The organism is Rhodococcus sp. NCIMB 12038 (assembly GCF_002165735.1).
Taxonomy (GTDB): domain Bacteria; phylum Actinomycetota; class Actinomycetes; order Mycobacteriales; family Mycobacteriaceae; genus Rhodococcus_F.
Genome location: NZ_NHML01000005.1, coordinates 86,065 through 112,385 on the forward strand (window position 1 = coordinate 86,065; position 26,321 = coordinate 112,385).

The 26,321-nt window shown below is 68.1% G+C and carries 26 protein-coding genes; 11 read left to right on the forward strand and 15 right to left on the reverse strand.

Translation table 11 applies throughout. From position 1 onward, the window contains the following. Window positions 1-4: 4 nt before the first annotated feature. From CA951_RS08695 to CA951_RS08705, 3 genes are read right to left on the reverse strand one after another with little or no spacing between them, the layout of a single operon-like run. Window positions 5-904 carry a restriction endonuclease gene (locus CA951_RS08695; protein WP_087556474.1) on the reverse strand — a complete coding sequence of 300 codons (900 nt, stop codon included), beginning with the start codon at window positions 902-904 and terminating at the stop codon, window positions 5-7. A 42-nt stretch (window positions 905-946) separates the two neighbouring features. After that, the gene (locus tag CA951_RS08700; RefSeq protein ID WP_087556475.1) at window positions 947-2,359 is read right to left on the reverse strand and encodes a chloride channel protein; all 1,413 of its coding nucleotides are present in this window, start codon (window positions 2,357-2,359) and stop codon (window positions 947-949) included. Beyond that, the gene (locus CA951_RS08705) at window positions 2,356-3,984 is read right to left on the reverse strand and encodes an amidohydrolase (protein WP_087556476.1); all 1,629 of its coding nucleotides are present in this window, start codon (window positions 3,982-3,984) and stop codon (window positions 2,356-2,358) included. Before CA951_RS08705 ends, CA951_RS08700 begins: the two co-directional genes overlap by 4 nt. A gap of 138 nt (window positions 3,985-4,122) precedes the next feature. On the opposite strand from CA951_RS08705, the gene CA951_RS08710 reads away from it, so the two are divergent. After that, the gene (locus tag CA951_RS08710) at window positions 4,123-5,253 is read left to right on the forward strand and encodes an NADH:flavin oxidoreductase (protein WP_087556477.1); all 1,131 of its coding nucleotides are present in this window, start codon (window positions 4,123-4,125) and stop codon (window positions 5,251-5,253) included. A gap of 9 nt (window positions 5,254-5,262) precedes the next feature. Here CA951_RS08710 and CA951_RS08715 read toward each other — a convergent pair whose 3' ends face one another. Next, window positions 5,263-5,781: an OmpA family protein gene (locus tag CA951_RS08715; RefSeq protein WP_087556478.1), complete on the reverse strand. Its 519-nt coding sequence runs from the start codon at window positions 5,779-5,781 to the stop codon at window positions 5,263-5,265. A 301-nt stretch (window positions 5,782-6,082) separates the two neighbouring features. On the opposite strand from CA951_RS08715, the gene CA951_RS43365 reads away from it, so the two are divergent. Both CA951_RS43365 and CA951_RS08720 read left to right on the forward strand, forming a co-directional pair. Next, a complete protein-coding gene (locus CA951_RS43365; protein ID WP_179220152.1) occupies window positions 6,083-6,220 on the forward strand; it encodes a hypothetical protein in 138 nt (45 codons plus the stop codon). Window positions 6,221-6,545: 325 nt separating this feature from the next. After that, the gene (locus CA951_RS08720) at window positions 6,546-7,790 is read left to right on the forward strand and encodes a triacylglycerol lipase (RefSeq protein ID WP_087556479.1); all 1,245 of its coding nucleotides are present in this window, start codon (window positions 6,546-6,548) and stop codon (window positions 7,788-7,790) included. A 21-nt stretch (window positions 7,791-7,811) separates the two neighbouring features. Here CA951_RS08720 and CA951_RS08725 read toward each other — a convergent pair whose 3' ends face one another. Next, window positions 7,812-8,582 (reverse strand): CPBP family intramembrane glutamic endopeptidase, encoded by a 771-nt coding sequence (locus tag CA951_RS08725; RefSeq protein WP_087556480.1) that lies wholly within the window; start codon window positions 8,580-8,582, stop codon window positions 7,812-7,814. Between the two features lie 178 nt (window positions 8,583-8,760). Here CA951_RS08725 and CA951_RS08730 point away from each other — a divergent pair, with 178 nt between their 5' ends. Further along, on the forward strand, window positions 8,761-10,458 hold the full coding sequence (locus CA951_RS08730) for a fumarate hydratase (RefSeq protein WP_087556481.1): 1,698 nt from the start codon (window positions 8,761-8,763) through the stop codon (window positions 10,456-10,458). 60 nt (window positions 10,459-10,518) lie between these two features. Here CA951_RS08730 and CA951_RS08735 read toward each other — a convergent pair whose 3' ends face one another. Both CA951_RS08735 and CA951_RS08740 read right to left on the reverse strand, forming a co-directional pair. After that, window positions 10,519-11,187, reverse strand: coding sequence for a L,D-transpeptidase (locus CA951_RS08735; RefSeq protein WP_087556482.1), 669 nt, complete (start codon window positions 11,185-11,187; stop codon window positions 10,519-10,521). 56 nt (window positions 11,188-11,243) lie between these two features. Continuing rightward, on the reverse strand, window positions 11,244-12,053 hold the full coding sequence (locus tag CA951_RS08740) for a class I SAM-dependent methyltransferase (protein ID WP_087556483.1): 810 nt from the start codon (window positions 12,051-12,053) through the stop codon (window positions 11,244-11,246). 130 nt (window positions 12,054-12,183) lie between these two features. Here CA951_RS08740 and CA951_RS08745 point away from each other — a divergent pair, with 130 nt between their 5' ends. Next, window positions 12,184-13,578: an acyl-CoA dehydrogenase family protein gene (locus CA951_RS08745; protein ID WP_087556484.1), complete on the forward strand. Its 1,395-nt coding sequence runs from the start codon at window positions 12,184-12,186 to the stop codon at window positions 13,576-13,578. Window positions 13,579-13,590: 12 nt separating this feature from the next. Here CA951_RS08745 and CA951_RS08750 read toward each other — a convergent pair whose 3' ends face one another. The 5 genes from CA951_RS08750 to CA951_RS08770 form a co-directional block, all read right to left on the reverse strand. Continuing rightward, complete coding sequence (locus CA951_RS08750) at window positions 13,591-13,941, reverse strand: hypothetical protein (protein ID WP_087556485.1); 351 nt, start codon at window positions 13,939-13,941, stop codon at window positions 13,591-13,593. A gap of 25 nt (window positions 13,942-13,966) precedes the next feature. Further along, window positions 13,967-14,536 carry a mismatch-specific DNA-glycosylase gene (locus tag CA951_RS08755; RefSeq protein WP_087556486.1) on the reverse strand — a complete coding sequence of 190 codons (570 nt, stop codon included), beginning with the start codon at window positions 14,534-14,536 and terminating at the stop codon, window positions 13,967-13,969. Next, a complete protein-coding gene (locus CA951_RS08760) occupies window positions 14,533-15,522 on the reverse strand; it encodes an NAD-dependent epimerase/dehydratase family protein (RefSeq protein WP_087556487.1) in 990 nt (329 codons plus the stop codon). The genes CA951_RS08755 and CA951_RS08760 overlap by 4 nt, the downstream gene beginning before the upstream one ends. A gap of 6 nt (window positions 15,523-15,528) precedes the next feature. Next, the gene (htpG, locus tag CA951_RS08765) at window positions 15,529-17,457 is read right to left on the reverse strand and encodes a molecular chaperone HtpG (protein WP_087556749.1); all 1,929 of its coding nucleotides are present in this window, start codon (window positions 17,455-17,457) and stop codon (window positions 15,529-15,531) included. Between the two features lie 102 nt (window positions 17,458-17,559). Continuing rightward, complete coding sequence (locus CA951_RS08770; protein ID WP_087556750.1) at window positions 17,560-17,772, reverse strand: DUF4287 domain-containing protein; 213 nt, start codon at window positions 17,770-17,772, stop codon at window positions 17,560-17,562. 240 nt (window positions 17,773-18,012) lie between these two features. On the opposite strand from CA951_RS08770, the gene CA951_RS08775 reads away from it, so the two are divergent. Beyond that, complete coding sequence (locus tag CA951_RS08775) at window positions 18,013-19,668, forward strand: alkaline phosphatase D family protein (RefSeq protein ID WP_087556488.1); 1,656 nt, start codon at window positions 18,013-18,015, stop codon at window positions 19,666-19,668. Here the strand turns inward: CA951_RS08775 and CA951_RS08780 are convergent. Continuing rightward, window positions 19,662-20,132, reverse strand: a complete 471-nt coding sequence (locus CA951_RS08780) for an SRPBCC family protein (RefSeq protein WP_087556489.1) — start codon at window positions 20,130-20,132, stop codon at window positions 19,662-19,664. The two genes, CA951_RS08775 and CA951_RS08780, sit on opposite strands and share 7 nt — an antisense overlap. Before the next feature lie 132 nt (window positions 20,133-20,264). On the opposite strand from CA951_RS08780, the gene fusA reads away from it, so the two are divergent. Both fusA and CA951_RS08790 read left to right on the forward strand, forming a co-directional pair. Next, window positions 20,265-22,298, forward strand: a complete 2,034-nt coding sequence (fusA, locus tag CA951_RS08785; protein ID WP_087556490.1) for an elongation factor G — start codon at window positions 20,265-20,267, stop codon at window positions 22,296-22,298. A gap of 84 nt (window positions 22,299-22,382) precedes the next feature. Beyond that, window positions 22,383-22,820 (forward strand): hypothetical protein, encoded by a 438-nt coding sequence (locus CA951_RS08790; protein WP_256973437.1) that lies wholly within the window; start codon window positions 22,383-22,385, stop codon window positions 22,818-22,820. A 7-nt stretch (window positions 22,821-22,827) separates the two neighbouring features. Here CA951_RS08790 and CA951_RS08795 read toward each other — a convergent pair whose 3' ends face one another. After that, window positions 22,828-23,871, reverse strand: coding sequence for a helix-turn-helix transcriptional regulator (locus tag CA951_RS08795; RefSeq protein ID WP_087556491.1), 1,044 nt, complete (start codon window positions 23,869-23,871; stop codon window positions 22,828-22,830). A gap of 86 nt (window positions 23,872-23,957) precedes the next feature. On the opposite strand from CA951_RS08795, the gene CA951_RS08800 reads away from it, so the two are divergent. The 3 genes from CA951_RS08800 to CA951_RS08810 all read left to right on the forward strand — a co-directional run bounded on the left by CA951_RS08800 (window position 23,958) and on the right by CA951_RS08810 (window position 25,764). Next, entirely contained in the window at window positions 23,958-24,425 is a 468-nt protein-coding gene (locus CA951_RS08800) for a hypothetical protein (RefSeq protein WP_087556492.1), read from the forward strand. Further along, entirely contained in the window at window positions 24,422-24,826 is a 405-nt protein-coding gene (locus CA951_RS08805) for a DUF1304 domain-containing protein (RefSeq protein ID WP_087556493.1), read from the forward strand. The genes CA951_RS08800 and CA951_RS08805 overlap by 4 nt, the downstream gene beginning before the upstream one ends. Window positions 24,827-24,894: 68 nt before the next feature. Further along, a complete protein-coding gene (locus tag CA951_RS08810; protein WP_087556494.1) occupies window positions 24,895-25,764 on the forward strand; it encodes a PE-PPE domain-containing protein in 870 nt (289 codons plus the stop codon). 3 nt (window positions 25,765-25,767) lie between these two features. On the opposite strand, the gene CA951_RS08815 is transcribed toward CA951_RS08810, so the two are convergent. After that, complete coding sequence (locus tag CA951_RS08815) at window positions 25,768-26,298, reverse strand: helix-turn-helix domain-containing protein (protein ID WP_087556495.1); 531 nt, start codon at window positions 26,296-26,298, stop codon at window positions 25,768-25,770. Window positions 26,299-26,321: the final 23 nt, after the last annotated feature.

A 26,321-nucleotide genomic window follows, 5' to 3' on the forward strand; every position in this document is an offset into this window, starting at 1 on the left:
ATGATCATTTCGGCTCGAGGGAGTGGAAGTAATCGGACCTGACCTCGACGTCCTCGACGAGACGCGTGGTGGTCTGAACCCCCAGTGAATGCTCCTTCAACAGGTCGCACAGCCGGTCGCCGTCGATCAGGTCGATCGGCGGGGCACCGTCCCGCTTGGACTCCGTGCGGGCGTCACCGGTGAAGGTCCCGGTCGTGATGAGCAGACCCTTCTCGCCGCGACCCGCCATCGCGCCACGGAAGTCGCGCACCGCCCCGGCCCCGACACTGCCGCTGTAGCGCTTGCACTGGAAGAACACGGGGAAACTGAGCAACGACAACTGGTACACGCCAAGGCCCTCGATGTCCCCGTCACCGCCGCGGCCGGTGACGGACGCGCTCGAGAATCCCGCCTCCCGCAGCAACCGCTGAGTCAGCCGCTCGAACGCGGGCGGCGACATCTTCAGGACCGTGTCGAGCAGCAGGTCCTTCCAGTCCGCGTCGTTCTCGGCCTCGGCGATGTTGGCGTCCGGTTCGTCGTTCCTCCGGGATGCGGCCTTCGCCGATTTGCGCGCGGCATTCTTCTTGCGGTTCTCGGCGGAGAACTCGGCATGCAACGGGCGGATCTCGCTCTCGCCGACCTCCCGGCCCTTCTCCGTCACACTCCACACCCCGCGGCGACTGTTGGTGAGCAGACCCATCCCCTTGAGGTAGGTGCGCGCCCACGCCAGCCGGTACTCGATCTCGGTGCTCGGACCGTCACCGTGCAGCACACCCTGCACGTCCGACGAAAGACCTTCTCGCTCAACGACTGCGCTGTCGAGCTCCTCGTTGGACGCCGAACCACCCAAAGCAATGGCAGCCTGAAGCGCTGGCCAGAGGAGGTCGACGTACTGAGGAACGTGAACAGTCATGGCCACAAGCATGCCCGAATCCTCCAGGCACTCAGAACAGGGACCCGGATCCGATCACCCCGGCGAACCCTGGGCGAGCCGAGCCTCCGCCCGGTTCTCGAGTTGCGCGCGGTAGATCGTCTTCCCAGACAGGCGCACGATGAGGTAGGAGATTCCGACGGCGATCATCCCCGGCACGAGCACGCCGATGCTTCCCGTCATCTCCGCGACCATCAGCATCACCGCGAGCGGGGCGCGGGCGATGCTTCCGAAACACGCCATCATGCCGACGATGACGAAGGGCGCCGGATTGTCGGGGACGCCCGCGGCGATCGGCTCCAGCAGTCGCCACACCGCGGCGCCGGTGAACGCCCCGATCACCATGCCCGGGCCGAAGATGCCGCCCGATCCACCCGATCCGATGGACAGCGACGTCGCGAGGATCTTCGCGAACGGCAACAACAGCACCACCCACAGCGGGATGGCCGCGAGGTCGTCGCGGGCCATCGACTGCTGGATCCAGCCGTATCCGCTGCCCAGCACCTCGGGCAGCACCAGCGCCATCAGTCCGACGAGCAGCCCGCCGACCGCCGGCTTGACGATCCGGCTGCCGGGCAGGCGGTGGGTGAGGTCGACGGCCTTGTAGAACGTCCCGCTGTACAGCAATCCGATCAGGCCGCCGAGCACACCGATGAGCGCGAACCACACCAGCTGCGCCGGGGTGTCGAAGACGTAGTCCTGGGCGGCGTACCCGAACAGCGGGCCGAAACCGAGGAAGCTGCCGAACACGGTGTAGCTGACGATCGACGTGACCAGTGCCGGCACGAGCACCTCGAAGTCGAAGTCCTCCTTGTACGGGATCGTGCAGCACAGCACCGCGCCGCCGAGCGGGGCGCCGAAGATGGCGCCGATCCCGGAGCCGATGCCGATCGCCACAGCGATGCGTCCGTCCCGCGGCGACAGGTCCAGCCTGCGGGCGAGGAGCGATCCGAAACCCGCCGAGATCTGCGCGGTGGGCCCCTCCCGGCCGCCGGACCCGCCGGATCCGATCGTGATCGCCGACGCGACGAGCTTCACCAGCACGACGCGGACGCGGATCATGCGGGGGTCCCGGTGCACGGCCTCGATCGCCGCGTCGGTGCCGTGCCCCTCTGCCTCCGGTGCCAGGGTGAACACGAGAATGCCCGACACGAGACCGCCCAGGCACACCACGAGCGGAATCGCCCACGGTCTCGTGAACTCCCTGCTGCCGCCCGCGCCGCCGTCACCGGCCGCCGTCGGCGGGTGGTAGCCGCCGATGTCGACGATCAGCAGTTGCGTCGCCTCCGACAGCGCGACGTAGAACACGACCGCGCCAAGCCCCGCGACGATGCCGATCACGACACCGAGGACCAGCCATTTGCGGGTGTAGCCCGCGGTGCGGATCCAGGCTCCGGTCGACGCCCCCACCGACCGCAGCGCCCGCGACCCGGACGCCACCCGGATCACTCCAGCTTTCCGAAGACCGTTCGACCCTCCAGGATCGTGGCGAGCACTTCGAGGTCCGCGATGTCGTCGGGATCCACCAGAAGCGGGTTGGCCGACAGCACGACGAGATCGGCGTGCAGCCCGGGAACGATCGCCCCGATCGCGTCCTCGCTCCGGAGGTGCCACGCCGAGTTGATCGTCTCCGCGCGCAGGGCGTCCGGGACGGAGATCCGCTCCTCGGGGGCGAGCACGCGTCCCGACCGGGTGCGGCGGGTGACGGCGTCGGCGATGTTGCGCAACGGGTTGGTCGGGGTGACCGGACCGTCGTTGTGGAACGAGATCCGCTGGCCCGCCGCGATCGCGGAAGCCGCAGCGGCCCAACGTGCTCCGCGTTCGCCGAACAGGTCGTCGACGAGCACGTCGCCCCAGTAATAGAGGTGGTCGACGAAAAGGCTGCACGTGACGCCGAGTTCGGTCGCCCGTCGGAACTGCTCCGGGGTCATCGCCCCCACGTGCTCGAGCCGCAGTCGGTGGTCTTCTCGCGGCGACTCGGCGAGCATCCGCTCCCACGCGTCGAGGGCCAGGGTGACCGCGGCGTCACCGTTGGCGTGACAGGAGATCTGCCAGCCGTTCTCGAAGTACGGCTTGCTGATCTCGAGAATCTCGTCCGCGGTGTAGTTGGCCTTGCCGCGTGATCCGGCGAGTCCGAGCGACCGCGTGACGTCCGTGTCGAGGTACGGGAAACTCGTGGCCGCGTTGCCCACCCACGGCGAGCCGTCCGACCAGATCTTGATGCCCACCTGGCGCAGCAGGTCGTCGCCCACTCCGGGTGACACGTCCGTGGAGCGCTCCGGGTTCGACATCTCGTACAGCCGCAGCCGGGTGGTGAGCGCACCGGACCGGGCGATCGCCGTCAACGCGCTCCGGAAGCGTGGGTCGAAGGCCATCTCGCTGGCGGTGGTGATGCCTGCCGCGTTCATCCGCGCGCATTCCGCGGCGAGAAGTTCCGGCAGCCGGGTGGACGCACCCTCGAGAATCGAGGCGGCCACCGCCATCACCGCGGGCGCCTCGAACGCCGAACCGTTCAGTTCGCCCGACTCGTCGCGGCCGAAGCTGCCGCCCTCCGGGTCCGGCGTCTTCTTGTTCAATCCTGCTTCCCGGGCGGCGACGTCGTTGAAATACGCCACGTGACCGGTGTTGTGCAGGATCACCAGGGAGGTGTCGGGAGCGACGGTATTGAGCCATTCCCGGGACGGCTCCGGCAGCCCCTTCTGGAGCAGAGGGTCCCAGCCGTTGAGCACGGCGCCGTCGGGGTGCTCGTCGACGGCGCGGCGGACGGCATCGACCACCTCATCGGCGTCGGCGATGGTCACCGGCCTGATGTCCACCACCGGTTCGCCGAGCAGCACCGCCGAGTTCAACGGGTGACCGTGCGCCTCGATGAACCCGGGGAGGATGCAGGCGCGGTGCACGTCGACCGCGATCGTTGCCGGTCCGATCAGCGGAAACACCGCGGCGTCGTTGCCGACGGCGGCGATCCGCCCGTCCCGCACCGCGACCGCCCGAGCGCGTGGCGCGGCGTCGTTCATGGTGACCACGTCACCGAACAGCACCAGATCGGCAGGTTTTCCGTCGTTCGTGCCCATCAGTGCACCCTCCCGTCAGACCGGGCGCGGGCGAGTGCCCATGCGCCGGCAGCGAGTGTCGACTGTGACTTCAGATTACAACTACGCAGCAGGTCATATGCAGGAATAGTGCGTAACCGGGTTCGGTTGGAGACAGGCATGACCGAAACACCTCTGCCCGTGGACGGCCTCTTCGAGCCGTTCGCCGTCAAGTCTCTCCAACTCCGGAATCGCTTCGCGATGGCACCCATGACCAGGGCTTTCTCCCCCGACGGCATTCCCGGGGAGGACGTGGCGGCGTATTACCGCCGGCGCGCGGCGGGCGGCGTCGGTCTCGTCATCACCGAGGGGACGTACATTCCGGACCCGGCCGCCGGATCCCACACCCGGGTGCCGCTCCTCTACGGACAGGACAGCCTCGCGGGCTGGAAGTCGGTGGTGGACGCGGTCCACGAGGAGGGCGGGCAGATCATCCCGCAGCTGTGGCATCTGGGCGTCGAACGTGGCCCGCAGCCCCGCATGAACCCCGAGGTGACGACCTCCAGCCCGTCCGGCATCGCCCTGGACGGAACCCGGCTGGGACGCGAATTCACCGCGCCCGATCTCGACGCGCTGCGCGAGGCCTGGGTGGCGGCCGCCGTCAACGCGCGTGACGTGGGCTTCGACGGCATCGAATTGCACGGCGCGCACGGCTATCTGCTCGACCAGTTCCTGTGGGACCGCACCAACGTCCGCTCCGACGGTTACGGCGGATCTCTCGAGGCCCGCACCCGCTTCCCGGTCGAGGTGGTCGCAGCGATCCGCGAAGCCGTCGGGGACGACTTCGCGATCGTCTACCGCTTCTCGCAGTGGAAATCGAACCACTACGACTCGCGCATCGCGCAGACCCCCGGCGAACTCGCGGCCGTGCTCACACCCCTCGTCGCCGCCGGCGTCGACGTGCTGCACCCGTCCACCCGCAGGCACTGGGAACCGGCCTTCGCCGAACTGTCCGGTGAGGACGGGGAACTCGGCCTGGCCGGATGGACCAAGCGGCTGACCGGACTGCCCACGATCACGGTCGGTTCGGTGGGTCTCGACGACGTGTTCACGACGGCCTTCACGTCGAACGGCGCCTCGAACACCGCCGGGGTCGACCGCCTGCTCCGGCAGTACGAGAACGGCGAGTTCGATCTCGTGGCGGTCGGCCGCGCCCTGCTGTCCGATCCGGAGTGGGTGCTCAAACTCCGCGACGGCAGGACCGCCGAGCATATTCCGTACAGCAACGAGCACCGGGCGGTCCTGCACTGACCGCGCCGGTCAGCTGTCCTCGACGGTGATCTCCACCTGATCGACGTTCACGCCTTCGGCCGGGTTCGCCGTGCCCTCGGTCGAGATGCGACTCTTGTCGACCCCCTGCGCCTCGAGGGCGTTCGCCACGGCCTGGGCGCGCTGGTCGGCGAGGAGCGAGGCGGCCGCCTCGTCCGAGTTGCTCGCGTACGCCTCGATCGCGATCTTGCTGTCGCCCGCCTTCATCGCGGCGGCCACCGCCTTGACGGTCACGTCCGAGATGGCGTTGAGTTCGGCGGTTCCCGATTCGAATCCGATCGGGACCGCCGCGATGGCCGAGTTGATCGCGTTCTGGGTGGCCTCGCGCGCGGTGTTCACGGCGGACGACGCCGTGGCCTGCACACTGCTGATCGCGCCTTCCATCCGATCGGACGGGGAGGACGTGGTCGTGGTCGCGATCGGCGCCTCGTTCGAGTCGTTGGAACAGCCGGTCACGCCGAGCAGCGCGAGGGCCGCGACCGCGATGCCGGTGACGATGGTCTTGCGCATGATGGTTTCCCCTATACGTCCGTATGTCCGGAAGGCGCTACACGTCGTGGGACGAGGATAGCCCCGCCCGCGCCCCTCGAAGGTGCGATTCGCACAGGGCCCAGGCTCCCACATCGTGAGATTTCTCGACGGAGGTGATCCGGCCACAGGCTTCTCACCTGCCCGGAAACCGTTCATTCGCCTTCCGTTTCAATTCGGTTAATTCCACGGATTGCGATCTCATTTCAATAACGGTAGGAATGAATCCGGCGCCCGCTCAGCGCCGACATAAATGCCCACAACCGAGCAAGGAGTTAAACGCATGGATCTCGCCTTCCTGTCCGATTTCTTTTCCGCCTTCTCCGACCTCGCCGGTGCCCTGGACTTCTTCTCGGGTTCCGCCGACGCATTGGGCGGTGGCGCAGACGCCGCGACGGCGGCCGCAGCCACGCTTGGCTAGCATTTACGCTGGCACAAGGCTTGAAATACCCGCGACGGGGTTCGTGCGCTCAGGCGCGCGGGCCCCGTCGCGGTGTTGTCGGCAGCGTAACGATGCGTCGATCACGTATCTATCACGATGGATAACTCGGGACGTGAACATGTTCATTATCCGCGTCACCAGCTTTTTCTCCGGAATTGGTCGGTCGACCAATTGATCCGCCATTTGCAAGATCAACTTTCCCGTTTCACCGTTGATTTATTCGCGAAATAATCGCGTGCGCTGCACATTCCGGCGGTTTCGCACCACGCGCACATCTCAGTGCACATGCGTACACTCAAATCTCGTGACCGATCCGCAGATCAGACGCCGCTCCGAGGTGCGGGCACTCGCCCGGCTGGCTCTCGACGAAATCGGGGCCGCCGCCGGCGGCATCGGCAGCATCCACCGCGCCGTCTCGGACCGCGTCTTCGCCGGAGTACGGCTCGGCGTCGGCACCCACGCCCTGCCTGCCAAGGCACTCCACGACGAGATCTCCGCCGCCGTGTACGCACTCGTCGCCGGCACCGCCCGACTCGGCGGTTCCCTCGCGGGACAGTTTCTCGACGTCCCGTCGGCGGAGAACGTCCCGCCGTCCCAGACCCCTGGCGGTGCCCGGGCCATCGCCGCGATCCAGGGGCTGATCGGCGACGTACTGGAATCGGAGGGGTCCGTGCTCGCCGAACCCCTGGCGATACGGGTGGGCGGCGTCGCGCTCACGGCGGACGAGCCCACGCTCGCCAACGCCTTCCCCCACGCCCGCGGCCGCATCGTCGTCTTCCTGCACGGACTCGTCGAGACCGAGGACGCGTGGTCGCTGGGCCGCCGCCCGACCTACGGTGAACGGCTCGAAACGGACCTGGGATACACGGCGCTGCAGATCCGATATAACTCCGGCCGGCACATCTCCGACAACGGCAGGAGCCTGTCCGACCTTCTGGACGCGGTCACCGGGCACTGGCCGGTCGAGGTCGAGTCGATCGCACTCGTCGGGCATTCGATGGGTGGCCTCGTCGCCCGCAGCGCCTGCCGGATCGCCTTCCTCGACGATCGCCCGTGGGTGCGGCGGGTGCGGCAGGTCGTGAGTCTCGGCTCACCTCACCTCGGCGCCCCGTTGGAGCAGGCCGTCCACTATGCGAGCGCCGGACTGGCCGCACTGCCCGAGACGCGGGCGATCTCCGGACTCCTGCGCCGGAGGAGCGCCGGCATCCGGGATCTGAATCAGGGTTCGCTCGTCGACGAGGACTGGCGCGGCCGCGATCCGGACGCCCTCCGCGCCGCGGCCATCAGCGAGGTTCCCCTCCTCGACGGCGTGACGTACTGCTTCGTCTCCGCGACCATCACGCGCAGCCCGAGGCATCCGCTGGGCCGCCTGCTCGGCGACGGCATGGTGCTCGTGCCGAGCGCGTCCGGCCGGAACAGGACGCGGATGATCGGCTTCCGCGACGAGGACGGCATGCACCTCGCGCCCGCGAACCATTTCACGATGCTCAACCACGAGTCGGTGTACGAGAAGCTGCTCGAGTGGCTGGGTGCCCCGGAGGCCGGCTGACCCTGCTCAGGCCATCGTCGCTCAGGCCATGGTCGTGTGCCACACGACGGCGGCGGCGAGCGCACCCGCGCCGTTCAGCGACCAGTGCAGCGCGATGGGCGCGATCAGACTGCCGCTGCGGCGGCGGAGCCAGGTGAACACGATGCCCGCGGCCGCGGTGGCGACCACAGCCGCGAGGATGCCCAGGACCTGCCCGAGGACGCCGCCGCCGAGAAAGCTCGACAGTCCCTTGTTGCCCGACGTCAGTCCGAGCGAGGACGCGATGTGCCAGAGACCGAACATCAGCGATCCCGCCGCGAAGACTCCACGGGCGCCGTAGACGCGGTCAAGGGTGCCGTGCAGCACGCCGCGGAACGCGAGTTCCTCGGGGATGACGGTCTGCAGCGGGATGACGATCATCGACGCGATCAGAGCGCCGGAGATGGTGGCGTACCGGTCGGCCATGAAGAAGGGGCGGGTGATCGGCAGGGCTGCCCCGATCGCGACGACGCCGATCACGAGGCCCATCGCCGCGAGGGCATACAGCGATCCCTTGCGCCAGTGCCGAGGTGAGAGCCCCAGTTCGGCCCAGCCGAGTCCGCGGCGCCGAGTCAGGACGAGCAGCACGACGGCGGCGATGGGAACGGTCGCGATGCTCGCCCACGCGGTGGTGAAGTGTGCGATCAGGTTCGTGGCCGCGAGAACGACCACCACGATCGCGATGTCGAGGTAGGCGTGCAGTACGGGCCGCTTGGCACGTGCACCGGACTTCTCGTCGTCGACGGCTCCGGCGTCCTGGACTGCAAGGGTCATTTGGCCGGCCGATCTGGTTCCGTGTTCAAGCATCCAGTCAAGTGTACGGATTTACTTGTGAGAACTCTGTGAGCCACGCCACTGCGCAGGTCAAAGCATGCCCCCGCGTCACAGGGCCGCCGGGGGCCGCGTCTAGCCTGAAGACGAACTTCACACAACCCGCTGTCCAGGAGATAGAATGGCCGACTTCCTCTACGAGGACTTGCTGCCGATCGGTGAGGACCCCACCGAATATCGGCTGCTGACCACCGAGGGGGTGTCGACTGTCGAAGGACCCGGCGGCCGCACCTTCCTGTCCGTCGAGCCCGAGGCGCTGCGCCTGCTCACCGAGACCGCCCTCCACGACATCTCGCACTACTTGCGCAGCGATCACCTGACGCAGCTCGCGAGCATCCTCGACGATCCCGAGGCGTCGGGCAACGACAAGTTCGTGGCACTCGACCTGCTGAAGAACGCCAACATCTCCGCCGCAGGCGTCCTGCCGATGTGCCAGGACACCGGCACCGCGATCGTCATGGGCAAGCGCGGCCAGCACGTCCTCACCCCGGGTGACGACGAGAAGGCCGTGGCGCGCGGCGTCTACGACGCGTACACGCGGCTCAACCTGCGGTACTCGCAGAACGCGCCGATCACGATGTGGGACGAGAAGAACACCGGCAGCAACCTCCCCGCCCAGATCGAGCTCTACGCCGACACGGCGACCGGTCACGAGAACACGTACAAGTTCCTGTACATGGCCAAGGGCGGCGGCAGCGCCAACAAGTCCTACCTGTTCCAGGAGACCAAGGCGATCCTCAACCCGGACGGCATGATGCGGTTCCTCGAGGAGAAGATCCGCGCCCTCGGCACCGCAGCCTGCCCGCCGTACCACCTCGCGATCGTCGTCGGCGGCACGTCCGCGGAGTTCGCGCTGAAGACGGCCAAGTACGCGTCCGCGCACTACCTCGACGAACTTCCCAACGAGGGCGCGATCACCGGTCGCGGCTTCCGCGACCTGGAACTCGAGGAGAAGGTGCTCGAGCTGACCCGTCAGATCGGCATCGGCGCACAGTTCGGCGGCAAGTACTTCTGCCACGACGTCCGCGTCATCCGCCTCCCCCGCCACGGCGCTTCGCTGCCCGTCGCGCTCGCCGTGTCCTGCTCGGCGGACCGCCAGGCCAAGGCGAAGATCACCCCCGAGGGCGTCTTCCTCGAGCAGCTGGAGTTCAACCCGGGCCGGTTCCTCCCCGAGGTCACCGACGCCCAGCTCGATTCCGAGACGGACGGCGTCTCCGGCACCGGCAAGGGCGCGGCCGTCAAGATCGACCTCACCAAGCCGATGCCCGAGATCCTCGCCGAGCTGTCCAAGCACCCGGTGAAGACCCGGCTGTCGCTGACCGGCCCGCTCGTCGTCGCCCGCGACATCGCCCACGCCAAGATCAAGGAACGGCTCGACGCCGGCGAGGAGATGCCGCAGTACCTCAAGGACCACCCGGTGTACTACGCCGGTCCGGCCAAGACCCCCGACGGCATGGCGTCCGGTTCTTTCGGCCCCACCACCGCCGGTCGGATGGACTCCTACGTGGAGCAGTTCCAGGCCGCGGGCGGCTCCATGGTGATGCTCGCGAAAGGCAACCGGTCCAAGCAGGTCACCGACGCCTGCAAGTCCTACGGCGGCTTCTACCTGGGGTCCATCGGCGGTCCCGCGGCGCGTCTCGCCCTCGACTGCATCAAGAAGGTCGAGATCGTCGAATACGAAGAACTCGGCATGGAAGCGGTCTGGAAGATCGAGGTCGAGGACTTCCCCGCCTTCATCGTCGTCGACGACAAGGGCGAGGACTTCTTCGCAGGCGTCTCCACCCCCACCCTCACCATCGGCAAGCGCCCCGGCCTGTAGGCGGCTCCGCCGCCCGTGCGCCTTTCTGGTAGCTGTAGTAACCAGAAAGGCGCACGACCGCTAGGCGCCCACGGCGATCTCGATCACCGGATTCTTCGCCGGGTCGAGTCGGCCGAGGAGGGTTGTCAGCGTGTCGCGGTCGGTGGCGACGCATCCTTCGGTGGTGGTGCCGTCCGTGACGTGCAGGAACATCGCCGAGCCGAGTCCGGGGATGCGGGCGGCGTTGTAGCCGATCGCGAGCGCGTAGTCGTAGAGCGGTCCGGCCGAGTAGAGGTTCTCGCTGTTACCGCCGGGGCTCGCGTCCTGCCGGACGTGCGTGTTGTACGTCGGCGAGAGCGGATTCGAATCCCACCAGTCACGCCGATCCGACTGGAAGTACGGCAGCGCCGTCTGCGGTGCGGGCTGCCGGCCGAACGCCTGCGACAGCGGGAAGACCCCGGCCGGGGTGCGGGTGGAGAATTCGTTCGCCGCACCGGTTCCTTCCGCGCCGACGTCGGCGGGGACGGGACCTGCGAACACCTGCCACGTGCCGTCCGAGCCCCGTTCCCAGGCCGTCAGCTCGGCGCTCACCGACCCCGCCGACGGCGCGTAGACGGTGATCACCTGGTCCGAGACCCCGGAGAAAACCGCCCGATCGGGGGCCGCGGAGGCGCCGGGTGCAAACACCAGACCGATCAGAACCACCATCAGCCCCGGCAACCACAGTCGACCCACGCGCAACGTCAGCATGGGGCGAGTGTTCCATTCCCGGGCGCCGGTCGCGAGATTTTCGCTTCGCGCTGCCTCTACACCCGGCAGAGGATCTCGCTGTGCAGGAGCGCGAACCAGCCGTCGTTCTCCCGCACCCAGGCACGCCAGCCGGCCGCGATGCGGTCGAGGTCTGCCGCGGTGGCGAGCCCCAGCGCGAGCGCGCGGTCCGCGAAGGCGGATCGCAGCGAACGGTCTGCCCACGACCCGCCCCACCACTCGCGATCCTCGTCGGTGGAGAAACACCACGTGCTCGCCGTGTTCGCGACGTCGCCGAGTCCGGCCTCGTGCGCCCACGCCCGCAGGCGGCGGCCGGCGTCGGGTTCACCGCCGTTCGCCCGGGCGACGGCCTTGTAGAGCGTCAGCCATTCGTCGAGTTCGGGTGTCGGCGGAAACCACGTGAAGGTGCCGTAGTCCGCGTCGCGGGCGGCAACGATTCCGCCGGGTCGGCACACCCGCTTCATCTCGCGCAGTGCCTGCACCGGATCGCCGACGTGCTGCAGGACCTGATGTGCGTGCACGACGTCGAAGTTGTCGTCGGGGAAGTCGAGTGCGTGGACGTCCGATACGACGGTCTCGACGTTCGCGATGCCGCGCTTGGCGAACTCGTTCCGCGCGAGGGACAGCGCCTCGTCGTTCATCTCGACGGCGGTGACGATTCCGGGCGCGACGAGTCCCGCGAGGTCGGCGGTGATGGTGCCCGGCCCGCACCCGACGTCGAGCAGCGTCATGCCTGCTCGCAGGTGCGGAAGCAGATAGCCGGCGGAGTTCTCGGCGGTGCGCCATCGATGGTTTCGCAGCACCGACTCGTCGTGGCCGTGGGTGTAGACCGTCTCGTCACCGTCCATGTCTCGACGCTAGCAACTCCGATCAGATAATGGGATCGATATCCCACTGTTCAGGATCGTGCGATCCATGGTTCTCACAGCCCGTGAGTGTTACGTTGTTGCACACCAACACGGCAACCGAGGGACTGCCATGACTTTCAGCCTCGCGCTCACCCCCGCACAGAAGGACCTCGTCGAGCGGACGCACGCTTTCGCGGAGAACGTGATCCGGCCGGTGGCCGCCGAGCACGACCGCGCGCAGGAGTTCCCGTGGGACGTTCTCGAGAAGGCCGCGGAAGAGGGCTTCTACAGTCCGCTGTTCTACCGCGACCTCATCGGCGACCCGACCGGCCTGTCCCTCCCCCTGTTCATGGAGGAGCTGTTCTGGGGTTGCGCCGGAATCGGACTTGCCGTCGTGATGCCCGCGCTGGCGCTGTCGTCGATCGGGCAGGCCGCGACGCCGGAGCAGATGCTGCGCTGGGCACCCGAGTGCTTCGGCGAGCCCGGCAACCTGAAACTCGCCGCACTGTGCATCTCCGAACCCGAGGGCGGCAGCGACGTCCGCAATCTGCGGACCACCGCGACGCGCGACGGCGACGACTGGGTGATCGAGGGTCACAAGATGTGGATCGGCAACGGCGGCATCGCCGACGTGCACGTCGTGAACGCCACCGTCGATCCGGAGCTGGGGCACCGCGGGCAGGCGCTGTTCGTGGTCCCCGGCGGAAGCCCGGGCATCGAACTCGTCCGCAAGCTCGACAAGCTGGGCTGCCGGGCGTCGCACACGGCGGAGCTGAAGTTTCACCAAGTGCGGGTGCCCGCCGACCACCTGCTCGGCGGCGACGACAAACTGGAGCACCGCATGCGGAAGGCCCGTGAGGTGCAGGAGGAGGTGGCGACCGGCGCTCCGCGGCGGAAATCGGCCACCCTCGGCACGTTCGAGCAGACCCGTCCGATGGTCGCGGCCCAGGCGCTGGGAATCGCCCGCGCCGCGCTCGAGTACGCCACCGAATACGCGAACCGCCGGGAGGCATTCGGCGGTCCGATCATCGACAACCAGGGCATCGCCTTCCCGCTGGCCGACCTCGCGACCCAGATCGATGCCGCGCGACTGTTGACGTGGCGGGCGTCGTGGATGGCGGCGGCGGGCGTGGAATTCCGCCACGGCGAGGGCTCGATGGCGAAGCTCGCGGCGTCGGAGGTCGCGGTGAAAACCACCGAGCGTGCGCTGCAGACGATGGGTGGGTGGGGGTATATCAGCGACCATCCCGTCGAGAAGTGGTACCGGGACGCCAAGCTGTACACCATCTTCGAGGGCACGAGCGAGATTCAGCGGATGGTGATCGGGCGCGCACTCGGCGCCGCGGACGGTGCCCCGCCGCTGCACTTCGATCAGCCGACCGAGGGATCCGCGTTCAACCGGCGGTTCGGCCGGGGCACGTCGGTGCGCACGAAGGCCGGCGAGTTCGCGATGTCGATGAAGGACCGGATGCCCGAGTCCGCGCAGCGGTTGGCGATGAAGATCCTCGCCCCACCGAAGAAGTGAGCGGGCGCGGGATCAGGTCCAGAGGGCGGCCACCAGCACGGTGACGATGCCGAGCCCACCGACCACGTGGACGAGGTTCGGGAGCTCCTGCCCTCGCTTCTGCTTGCCCCGGACGATCTCGGCGAGTGCGACGATCACCAGCGAGAGCAGAAGCTTCACGCCGATCTTGACGTGGTTGTAGTCCTTGTCCAGTGCGGCCTCCCCCAGCCCGACGAGGATCAGTCCCGTCACGAACTGGAGCCGCGCACCCCACACGATCACCTCGGAGATCCGCGGCGCTGCGAGCACCGCGAAGTAGCCGCCGACGAGTGCGGCCATGCCGAGCAGGTGGCAGACGAAGACGAGGTTGTAGACGACGGTCATCTCCGCAGCCTAGCGACCTGCCAGGTCAGCCCGAGACGATTCCGGCCTCGATCGCTGCCTCCCGGTACGACGCGGCCAGGGTGGCGACGGTTTCGTGGGCGTTGAGACCGCTGGGATTGGGCACCAGCCACAACTCCGCGCCCTCGAGGGTGCGCGGCTGTTTGCCCTTCTTCGCTGCCCGCTCCCCGAATGCCGTGCGGTAGGCGGTGATTCCGGCGACGGCGACCACCCGGGGAGCGGTGTCGCGGACGACGCCGCGCAGGCGCTCGGCGCCGACGGCCAGTTCCTCGCCGGTCAGTTCGTCGGCCTTGGCCGTGGCGCGCGGGGCCAGGTTGGTGATGCCGACGCCCCGCTCGATCAGGTGATCGCGATCCGCGTCCGACATGCCCGCCGTCGGGTCGATGGGTCGCTCGATGATGCCGGCGCCCAGCAGAGCCGGATAGAAACGGTTGCCGGGACGTGCGAAATGCGCCCCGGTCGCGGCCGTCCACAGTCCCGGGTTGATGCCGACGAACAGCAGGCGGCAGTCCGGTCCGATGAGGTCCGGGACCTCGGCGTCCCGGAACGACTCCAACTCGGCGCGCGTGAAGCTCACAGCCGGCCCGCTGCCGTCAGCCCGGCGACGGTGTCGGCGAGGGTTTCCGCCGAGTCGCGGTACTTCACCCCGAGTTCGGTTTCGCTCGGCCGGTCGTCCGTGTCCGGCATCCGCGTGTAGTACTCCATCGCGGCCTCCGAGATCGGGGTGTCGATGGGGACGAACCGGTCGATCGCGTCCACCAGCCTGCCCACCAGGCGCAGCGCGGAGTCCGGCACCGGGTACACGCCCATCCGTCTGCCGGTGATCGTGGCCAGCATGTCGGCGATCCCGGCGATCGGGATCCGGGGACCTCCGAGCATGAACCGGCGGGCTCCGCTCCCCGGTTCGAGGAGGGCGGCGTGCGCCGTGGCCACCTCACGCACGTCGACCATCGTCCATGCGGCGCCCCGCCCGGGCAGACCCCGCAGGTGGACGGCGGCCTCGACTGCCTGGGCGGCCTCGCCGAACTGGTTTCCCGCGGGCGGGCCGACGATCATGCCCGGGTAGGTGATCGCGATGGGTGCGCCGTCGGCCTGCAGGTCGCGCGCGTACTGCTCCACGCGTGCCTTGCTGCGGCCGTAGGCGTCGGAGGGCCCGCACACCGGGAGGTCGGGGGTGAGCAACCGGGCCCCCGGCTGGAACAGGGCGGCGATGCTCGAGACGTAGACGATCGGGTCGAGGCCGAGTTCGACCGCGGTTCCCAGCACGTTCTGCGCGCCGGCGAGGTTGGTCGCCAGCATCTCCTCCGCGCGGCGCGGGTCGACCGCGACCACGGCCGCGGCGTGGATGACGGCGTCGCAACCGTCCAGGGCTCGCCGCACGGACGCGGCGTCCGTGATGTCACCGACCACGTGATCGGACGTGTCGAGCCCGAGCGCCGCCGCACTGGTCACGAGGCGAGCAGGATCGCGCACGAGGAAGCGCACCCGGTGACCGGCGTCCACCGCCGCCTTCGCGCTCCACGCCCCGACGAAACCTGTTCCCCCCGTGACCAATACCAGCAAGGAGAATTACACCGTCCTGGCGAGACGGTTGGCGAGCATCGTCGTGAACCGGGCCGGATCGTCGAGTTCGCCGCCCTCTGCCAGCAACGCCATCCCGTAGAGGAGTTCCGCGGTCTCCCCCAGCGCGGGATCCTCGTTGCGTTCGCTGTGCGCTTCCCGCAGCCCCATGACGAGGGGGTGGGTGGGGTTCAGCTCGAGGATGCGCTTCGTGGTGGGAACGGGCTGGCCGGACGCCCGGTACATCCGCTCGAGTGCCGGGGACATACTGAACGCGTCGCCGACGATGCAAGCCGGTGACGTGGTCAGCCGCGTCGACAGCCGCACCTCCTTGACCTGCTCGGTCAGCGCTTCGGCCATCCAGGAGAGCAGGCCGGCGAAGTCCTTCTCCTGCTCCTCCCGCTCCGACTCGTGCGCCTTCTTGTCTTCCTCGGTGTCGAGATCGACCTCACCCTTGGCGATCGACTGGAACGATTTGCCGTCGAATTCCGGAACCGCGCCGACCCACATCTCGTCCACGGGGTCGGTGAGCAGCAGCACCTCGAAGCCCTTCGCGCGGAAGGCCTCCATGTGCGGGGAGCTCTCGAGCAGCTGCCGGGAGTCGCCGGTGGCGTAGAAGATCTGCTCCTGACCGTCCTTCATCCGCGACACGTAGTCCTCGAGCGAGGTCAACTCCTCCTCGCTGTGGGTGGACGCGAACGACGAGATACCCAGCAACACATCCCGATTGTCGGTGTCCGACATCAGGCCTTCCTTGACCGCGCGGCCGAATTCCGCCCAGAACGTGCGGTAGTCGTCGGGCCGCTCGGCCTTCAGGTCCTTGATCGTGGTGAGGACCTTCTTGGTGAGCCTGCGGCGGATGGCGCGGATCTGCCGGTCCTGCTGCAGGATCTCACGAGAGACGTTGAGGGAGAGGTCCTGGGCGTCGACCACACCCTTGACGAAGCGGAGGTATTCCGGCATCAGCTGGTCGCAGTCGTCCATGATGAAGACGCGCTTGACGTACAGCTGCACCCCGGTCTTCCCGTCCCGCATGAACAGGTCGAACGGCGCGTGTGACGGGATGAACAGCAGTGCCTGGAACTCGAACGTGCCCTCGGCCTTCATCGGGATGACCTCGAGCGGGTCGTCCCAGGCGTGGGCGATGTGCTTGTAGAACTCCTTGTACTCGTCCTCGGAGACGTCGTCCTTCGAGCGCGCCCACAGTGCCTTCATCGAGTTGATCGTCTCGGACGTCGTGGTGACCTCGTCCTCGCCGTCGCCCTCGGCGGGGACCGTGCGCTCGACGTCCATCCGGATCGGCCACGCGATGAAGTCGGAGTAACGCTTGACGAGTTCCTTGATCTTTCGTTCCGACGTGTAGTCGTGCAGGTGATCCTCGGCGTCCTCGGGCTTGAGGTGCAGGGTGACGGAGCTGCCCTGCGGGGCGTCGTCGACGGCCTCGATCGTGTACGTGGCCTCGCCGCTCGACTCCCAGCGCGTGGCCTCGCTCTCGCCGGCCTTCCGCGTCAGCAGGGTCACTTTGTCGGCGACCATGAACGTCGAATAGAAGCCGATACCGAACTGTCCGATCAGTTCCTCGGAGGCGGCGGCGTCCTTCGCTTCCCGCAACTTGCGGCGCAGGTCCGCGGTGCCGGACTTGGCCAGCGTGCCGATGAGGTCGACGACCTCCTCGTGGGACATGCCGATGCCGTTGTCGCGGACCGTGAGCGTGCGCTTCTCCGCGTCCACCTCGATCTCGATGTGCAGATCCGACGTGTCGACGTCGAGGTCCTTGTTGCGGAACGCCTCGAGCCGCAACTTGTCCAGCGCGTCCGAGGCGTTGGAGATGAGCTCCCGCAGGAACGAGTCCTTGTTGGAGTACACCGAGTGGATCATGAGGTCCAGGAGCTGGCGGGTCTCCGCCTGGAACTCCAGTTGTTCGACTTTCGTGCTCATTTCGATTCCCTTCGACAGCAGAACCCTCGACACCAGATTCGTCGGAATGATATCCCGCGGCAAAATTCCGGATTCATCGCGGCGAGCTACAACGGTGGCCCGTCAGCCGGCGGCGTCCTCCTTCAGGGTGTGCGCGACCAGCGCGTTGGCGTGACCGTGACCGAGGCCGTGCTCGGACTTCAGCCAGCTCACCAACTCCATGTGCTTGGTCAGCTCGGACGAGCGGATGAGCGTCTGCCACTCACTGATCGGCCGGCCGTACTTCTCCTCGATCGACGGAAAGTAGGACGCAGGACCCTTCACTGGTTCAGCCATGCGCGCGACACTACCGGCACCCGCCGACACATCCTGTCCGACAAGCATCTTCACACAGCGCCACTCAGACGGGAAGTGCCCACTCGACGAGCCGGCGCGACACCCCCTGATAGCCACTCTTCCCGCTCGAGGCGGCGATGACCAATTTCGGCGCAGAAGACGCCTCGCAGTTGGCCCGGGATCCGTAGTCTGACCGTATGTACCCGTCACGCGCGAAGAGAATTCCGGCAGGGTGACAAAGTGGCGGAGCTGATTCTCGGACCGCTGCTGAGACATGTCGGCACGAGCGATGCGACGGTGTGGGTCGAGACGTCGGAGGCGTGCACCGTCCGGGTCCTCGGCCACGAAGAACGCACATGGAACGTGTCGGGTCACCACTACGCGCTCGTCGTCGTGGACGATCTGGAACCCGGGTCGACCACTCCGTACGACGTGACCCTCGACGGCCGTCCGGTGTGGCCGTTGCCGAATGCCGTCCCGTCGGTGATCCGCACGCTCCGCGAGGACGACGACACCCTCGTCCTGACGTTCGGCTCGTGCCGGTTCGCCACGATGTCCACGACGGAGGACAACCGGCACCTCGGCGCCGACGCCCTCGACGCGTACGCGGTGCGCATGGCCGGACAGTCCCCGGACCGGTGGCCGGACGCCCTGCTGCTGCTCGGGGATCAGGTGTACGCCGACGAACTCTCCCCCGAGACCGAGGCGCGGGTCGCCGAGATCCACGACGTGAAGGAGCCACCCGGCCCGCAGGTGCGCAACTTCGAGGAATACACCTGGCTCTACGCCGAGTCGTGGACGGACCCTCAGGTGCGCTGGCTGATGTCCACGGTGCCCACGTCGATGATCTTCGACGACCACGACGTGCGGGACGACTGGAACACCTCCGAGTCCTGGCGCCACGACGTCGAGGCGACGTCGTGGTGGGAGGAGCGCATCGTCGGCGCGTTGTCGTCGTACTGGGTCTATCAGCACCTGGGGAACCTGTCGCCGAGTCTCCTCGCCGAAAACGATCTGTACCAACGTGTTCGGAAGCACGGCGGCGACGTCGAACCGATGCTCCGGGAGTTCGCGTCCGCCGCCGACGAGGAGGCGGACGGCGCGAAGGGCACGCAGTGGTCGTATCGCCGCGACCTCGGGGTCGCGAGGCTGCTCGTCATCGACTCGCGGTGTGGGCGCATCCTCACCGGCGGCCGCCGCGAGATGGTGTCCGACCCCGAGTTCTCCTGGATCGAACGCCAGACCGAGGGCGACTACGACCATCTGCTCGTCGGGACGTCGCTGCCGTGGTTGCTGCCCCGCGCCCTCCACGACCTGGAGTCCTGGGACGAACGCCTCGCCGCCGGATCCCGCGGCCCGCGGGTGGCGGGATGGGCCGAGAAGATCCGGCGTGGGGCGGACCTGGAGCACTGGGCGGCGTTTCGTGACTCGTTCGACCGGCTCGCCCGGCTCCTCGCCGATGTCGGCAAAGGCCACCGGGCCGGGCCGCGTGGGCGTGCGCCGTCCACCATCTCGGTGCTGTCCGGCGACGTCCACCACGCCTACGCCGCGCAGGCGCACTTCCCCGAACCGCTGCAGTCACTGGTCTACCAGCTGACGTGCTCACCGCTGCACAACTACGTACCGGCCGCGATGAAGGTGACGTTCCGGATCTCCTGGCGGCGCGCCACCGAACGGACCGTGCGTTTCATCCTGAGCCGGGTGTCGCGGGTGCCGCCCGTTCCCCTCGACTGGTCCAAGGTCGCCGGACCGTTCTTCGGCGATCAGGTGGCGACCCTCCATCTGAAGGGACGGTCAGCCCGCCTCGTGATGGAACAGGCCCGGAACGACAGCGACGGCACACCCCGATTCAAGACCATGACCGATCTCGAACTGGCGACGGGAAAGGGCTACTGACGCTGCTCGGCCGCCGCCTTCAGCTGCGCGAGCCCCTTCTCGAAGTCCTTGCCCACCATCTTGTCCATCGGGAAGACCACTCCCACGATCCTGAAGAAGAGGTTGTTCTTACCGGTCATCTGCCAGCGGACGGTCGTGCCCGCACCGTTCGGTTCGAGGAGGAACGTCGTGACGTTCTCCGCCTTGAACGGTTTGAGGAAGTTCAGGTCGAGCACGACCTTCGAGCCGGGCACCGACTCGGTGATCACCATCTGTCCCGACCCCGCCTTGCGGTTGCCCTCCCACGCGTAGGACGCGCCCACTCCCGAATCCGGGCCTGAGTACGTGCGGTTCAGGTCGGGATCGACGTCCTCCCACGGCGACCACGCCTGCCACTTCCGGAAGTCGTCGAGGAGTGGCTGAACGACGTCGGGGCTCGCATCGATGACGGTGGAACGTTCGACGAGGAACTCGGCCGAAGCCATGCGGTCTCCATTCGGTGTCGGGTGTGGCGGACCGAGGTCGCGGCCACCTCTTCACGTGGAAGATAACGCCTCGCCGCCGGTCGCGCGCGCGGTATCGTCGGGAGCGACCCGTACGACACGGTGGGGGTAGCAGTGACGACCGAAACGGATCTGATCCGCAATATCGCTCTGGTGGGACATCAGGGCAACGGGAAGACGACGCTCGCAGAGGCGATGCTCTTCCGCGCCGGTGTCGTCACGCGGCCCGGACGTGTCGAGAGCGGCAACACCGTGCTCGACACCCAACCCGAGGAACACGACCGCACCCAGTCGCTGACGCTCGGCTTGGCCTCGTTCTCCTGGAACGACTACCGGATCAATCTTCTCGACCCGCCGGGCTACGCCGATTTCGCCGGCGACGCGATGACGGCGCTCCGGGTCGCCGACGTGGCCGTGTTCGTGATCGACGGGGTCAGCGGTCTGCAGGTGAACGACGAACTGCTGTGGCAGGCGGCGACCGAGCGAGCCATCCCGCGCATCCTGTTCGTGAACAAGATGGACAAGGAACGGGCGTCGTTCGACGCCGTCCTGGCCGGGATCCGCGATCACTTCGGATCCGGAGTCGAGCCCGTCGACCTGCCCGTCGGCGAGGCGTCCGGTTTCACCGGCGTCGCCGACCTCCTCACCGAGCACGTCATCCTCTACGACAGCGGGTCCGCGAACACGAGCGACGAACTTCCCGCCGACATCGCCGACCGCGAACACGAACAGCACGAACATCTCGTGGAGGACGTCGTCGAGATCGAGGACGACCTGCTCTCGAAGTACCTCGACGGCGAGGACATCTCGGTTCCCGAACTCGAGCACGCACTCCGCGCGGGTTTCGCCGCGGGCTCGCTGTGGCCGGTGCTGTGCGGGTCGGCCGTCGATGCGATCGCCGTCGACCGGTTGCTCGACTTCGTGTGCCGGATCGCGCCCGCACCGTCGGAGGTCCCGGGTATCGAGGTCCGTGGCGACGGGGACCGGGTCGCCGAGGTGCGGTGCGATCCGTCCGGCGATCCGCTCGCGTACGTCTTCAAGACGCAGACCGACGAATACGTCGGGCAGGTGGCGCTGCTGAAGGTCCTCTCCGGCAGCGTGCACGCGGACGACATCCTCGTCAACCAGCGCACCGGCGCGAAGGAGCGCCTGCACAACCTCCTTCGCGTCCTCGGCAGCAAGCACACCCCGATCGACAGCGCGGAGGCCGGCGACATCGTCGGCGCCATCAAACTCACCGACGTCTCGACCGGCGACACCCTCGCACCGATCGGATCGTCACTCACCGTGCCCCCAATCGTGCACCGCCGTCCCGTCTACGGACTCGCGGTGGCCGCCGAAAGCGCGGGCGACGAGGACAAACTCGCGACCGCCCTGGCCGAACTCGTCAGCGACGACCCGACGCTCGAGGTCACGCGCGACAGCGAGACCCACCAGACTGTGATCCGGGGCGCCGGCGACGTGCACGTGCAGGTGGCGCTGACCCGGTTGAAGCGGCGGTACGGCATCACCCTCCTGACCGAACCGGTGAAGATCGCGTACCGCGAGACACTGCTCGGCACCGTGGAGACGGAGGGCCGCCACAAGAAGCAAAGCGGCGGCCACGGCCAGTTCGGGGTGGCGACGGTCCGCTTCGAGCCGCTCCCCCGCGACGAGGGATACGAGTTCGTCGACGAGACCCGCGGCGGAGTGATACCCAAGTCCCTCATTCCCGCGGTCGGCAAGGGGATCGCCGAATCGATGGGACGCGGAGGCAGGCACGGGTTTCCGCTCGTCGACCTGCGCGCCACCGTACTCGACGGCAAGCATCACTCGGTCGACTCCGACGATTTCAGCTTCCGGATGGCGGGGGCGCTCGCCCTCCGTGCTGCCATCGAGAAGGTGGGCACTCTCGTTCTCGAACCCGTCGACCACGTCGAGGTCACCGTTCCCTCGACGCTGCAGGGTGACGTGATGGCGGATCTCGGACGGCGACGCGGCCAGATCGAGGGCACCGAACCGGCAGGGGACGGCGAGGTCACCGTCATCGCCTCGGTGCCGACGAGCGAGGTCACCGACTATCCGGTCGCCCTGCGCTCGATGACGCACGGGCGTGGCCGTCTCGCACTGAGTTTCAAGTGCTACCAGGAGCGGCCCGAACCGCGCTGACAGTGCCCTTCCAGCGTGCACGCAGCGTTCTCCCAGCTTCCCGCGGTGTAGTGGTGTCTCACTCACAGAGGAAGGGCATCGATCATGCGTTCACAATTGGTTCGCGGCATCGGTGGGGCGGCGATGGCAGTAGGTCTCGCATGTTCCGTCGTCGCGTGTAGCTCGGGCGAGTCTTCGTCCGGCACTTCGTCGACAAGCACCAGCAGCAGCGCCGTGCAGGACGGCACCGGCGGCAGCGCTGCGCAGGGCGGCACCGCGCCCGCGGCGATGAGCGACGAACTCGAGGCCTGCCTCGAAGAAAACGGCGTGCCCGCACCGCCCGACCAGGCCGGCGGCGGCGCCCCGGGCGGAATGGCCCCGCCCAGCGGCGAGATGACACCGCCGGAGGGCGGCGCCGGATCCGCCCCACCGCACGGTGGGGCGCCGGACGAGTCGGCCGCACCTCCCGGGGTCGACAGTTCGACGTGGGCCGCAGCGCAGGAGGCCTGCTCCTCACTGGCGACGGGCACCACCGGGTCGTGAGCGGTCGCTAGTTCTCTCGACCGGTCCGCAGCCGTGCGGCGAGTTCCGCGCGGCTGCGGACCCCGGCCTTCGCGTAGACCGATTTCAGATGATCCTGGACGGTGTTCACGGTGATGCCGCGACGGTCCGCGATCTCGGACGTCGCGTAGCCGGCCAGCACGTCGGCGCACACGTCGCGTTCGCGTGCGGTCACCGCATACGCCGCGAGCAGTAGTCCGGTGAGCTCGCCGTCGGCGGCGGGTTCGAGGGTGACCGCCGTCTGCGGCTCGTCGCCGCCGGTCAATGCCGTGGCGCGCACCAGAATCCAGCCGCCCTCCGCGTCGCGGACACGTGCCTTGAACACGCCGGAACTGCTCGACCGCGCCCCGAAGGTCGCGGCCCGCAACACCACATCCAGTCTGCCCGGGGCTACGTCGTCGAAGCGATCCCGCCAGTCTCGGGCAGCGGCCGTCAGCGCGACCGGATCACCGGCGGCATCGGTCAGCACCACCGCCGGACCCTGATCACCGCAACCGGTGACCGCCCGAGCGTGCACGGACGCGGCCCGCGTCGCGACCGCGAGCCCGGGCGCCACGAGCGAGAGGAACTCGAGGTCACGGTCGGTGAAATCCGGTCCGGACCGCACGAATCCGGCTGCACCCCAGCACACCCCGTCGATGCGGAACACGAGGCGGACCTCGCTGCCGAGCCCCAGCGGCGCCCACACCGCGCCGTGGCGGAGGCTGTGGGCGACCTCGCCCGCGGGCAGGTCCGAGGCCCGCGCGACAGTCCGGCCACTGCAGGCGAGTTCGGCGAACGTCCCCGGATCGGCACCGTTGTACTCGGATTCGGCGAGCAGCGGTTCGTACTGCTGCGGGATACGGCTGCGCCCGCTCGTCATCGAACTGATCGCGAGTGTCTCCGGGTCGAGCATCGCCCAGCACGTGAGGTCGCTGCGCACCGTCTCACCGACCAGTTCGATGGCACGCTCGTGCAGTTGCGTGACGCCGGCGCCCTCTCCCGCGAACGCGAGCACTTCCCGGCGCAGCTTCTCCGCCCGAACCTCCAGCATGGACCCAGTATGCGCTGGTCACGGGCACACCACCATCCCAGGATCCTGGGATGGGCAGCGCGGTGTGAGCGTCCTAGCGTCGCAGTATGTCCACGAAAGTTCACGTAGTCGCAGCGGGCGACGGCCGGCGCCTCACCGTGCCGGACGCCGACATCACGGTCCTGGTCGGCGGCGATGACGTCGGCGGAGCGTTCGAAGTGTTCCTCGTCGAAGCGTCCCGGAATGCAGCGGCCGGTCCGCTGCACGCCGAGCCGTGGGCGAAGTCGTATCACGTGCTGCGCGGCCGGATACTCGTCCAGGCCGGAGACACCGGATACGAGGTCGCGGCGGGGGAAACCATCGTCATCGAGGCGGGAACGATGAATACGTTCACTGTCCTCTCCGAAGACGCCGACTTCCTCCTCGTCTCCGCCGGGGCGGCCAACAGTGGCTTCTTCAGTGATCTCGACGCCATCGGACACGGCCGGCCCGCGCCGGAGGACGTGGGCCGGCTGCTGCACGAGATCACCAGTCGCTACGGCGTCGAACTCGGAACCCGGACGGGTGCGTCATGATCGTCGTCGCGCAGATCGCCACCCTGATCGCCGCCGGCGTGCACGTGCTGGCGTTCGTGTGGGAATCGCTCCTGTTCCGCAGACCGTCGGTGCACGAGGGCATCTTCCGGATCCCCGGCAGCGACGTGCCCGCCGCCCATCTGTGGGCGTTCAACGTCGGCTTCTACAACCTGTACCTGGGTTCCGGAGCAATCGCCGGCGTCGTCCTGTGGTGGACCGGTCACGACACTCCGGGCCGCACGCTCGTCGTCTACACGTGCATCTTCATGTTCCTGGCGGGACTCGCTTTGGCCGTGTCGGATCGCATGGCACTCAGCCGGCAGCGCGGCGACGGCGTCGTCGGCGCAGTGTCGCAGAGCGGGCCGCCACTGGTGGCTCTGATCGCGCTGGCGATCGGGTGACAACCGTTCGCAGTCGATTGCCAGGAACTTCTCAGGGTCGACCGATCGAATCCTTATCGTCCGTCGGCATGATGGACGCCATGCCCCAGGTGACCGTTCTCGCTGTCGGTGGTACCGGTGAGTCCCACCCCGATGACCACCGGCGCCACGTCTCCGGGCTGTTGAGTGACGTCACCGACGCCCTCGACGACCGATTCGAGTCTCGGTGGGTCGGCTACCCCGCGTCCTATGGGCCGGTCGCCGCGGGCGGGCTCAGCTATCGGCAGAGCACCGAGGTCGGCGTCCGCCGGTTGATCGACGCCATGGACGACGTTCCCGGACCGGTCATGCTGATCGGGTACTCGCAGGGATGCACGGTGATTCGTGAGGTCCTCGGGCAGATCGCCACCGGCGCCCTGCACGCCGGCAACCTTGCCGCCGTGGGTCTCGTCTCCGACCCCGAACAACCGGCGGGGGTGGTACCGGGATGCTTCGGGCGCGGAGTCGCAGGTGCCGGCGCGCCGATCCCCGAGTCGGTACCGGTCCAGTGGATCGCGCACGCGGACGACATGATCTGCAATGCCAGCGAAGACAGCTATGTGCGCGACATCGCGGATCTCACCCGGTGGATGTCGTTCCGCGCGCTGCGGACATGGCTCGCGCAGACGTGGGAACTGATCCGCAGCAACAGCTTCCAGAATGCGAGAATGACACGATTCAGCCCTCGGCAGTGGCGCACCGACGCCCGACGACTGCGGACCGCGATGATCGAGGTACTCGGCTACCTCCCACCGCGCCTCGCCTGGCGCGGGGTGCGCGTCGTCAACACCCGCGGCGGCCGGCATATCGCGTACGCCAGCGAACCACTCGACGCGAGCGGTCTCACCGGATGTCAGATCCTCGCCCAGTGGCTGCAGGTGCGGGCGACGTTCGAACCACCCCTGCGCGTCGCGGCGTGACATTCAGGCCTCGCTGCGTGACCGCAGCGGGGTGAGCATCCGGCGGGGTTCCCGCAGGGCCACGGCTACGGCGTCGCTGCGAGGGTGGACGGCCTCCCCCGGCCCGGGCGCGACCACGAGGTCTTCCGGCCCCGGGATCGTGCCGCAGCCGGGGCACCGCCCGAAACGGTCGAGTTGGGTCCCGCACTCCGCATGCGAGAACACCCGGCCGGGGTAACTGCCGGGCGACGCGTACTGCTCACCCCATTGGGAGAGCGCATAGATGCTCGGCCACAGCGCCTTTCCGGCCTCGGTGAGTTCGTACTCGGGGTGGCCACCGTCGGCGACACGGACGAGCACGCCGGCGTCGACGAGAGCGCCCAGCCGATCCGTCAGGACGGCGCGCGAGATGTCGAGATGGGCGAGCAGATCACTGAAGCGGCGGACGCCGTAGAAGCAGTCGCGCAGCACGAGCATCGTCCACCGCTCACCCACCACCTCGAGCGCGCGAGCGAGGTTGCAGTTCTGCTGCGAGTACCCGGTTCCCAGTGCCATTTCCCCATGCTAGCGCAACTCAG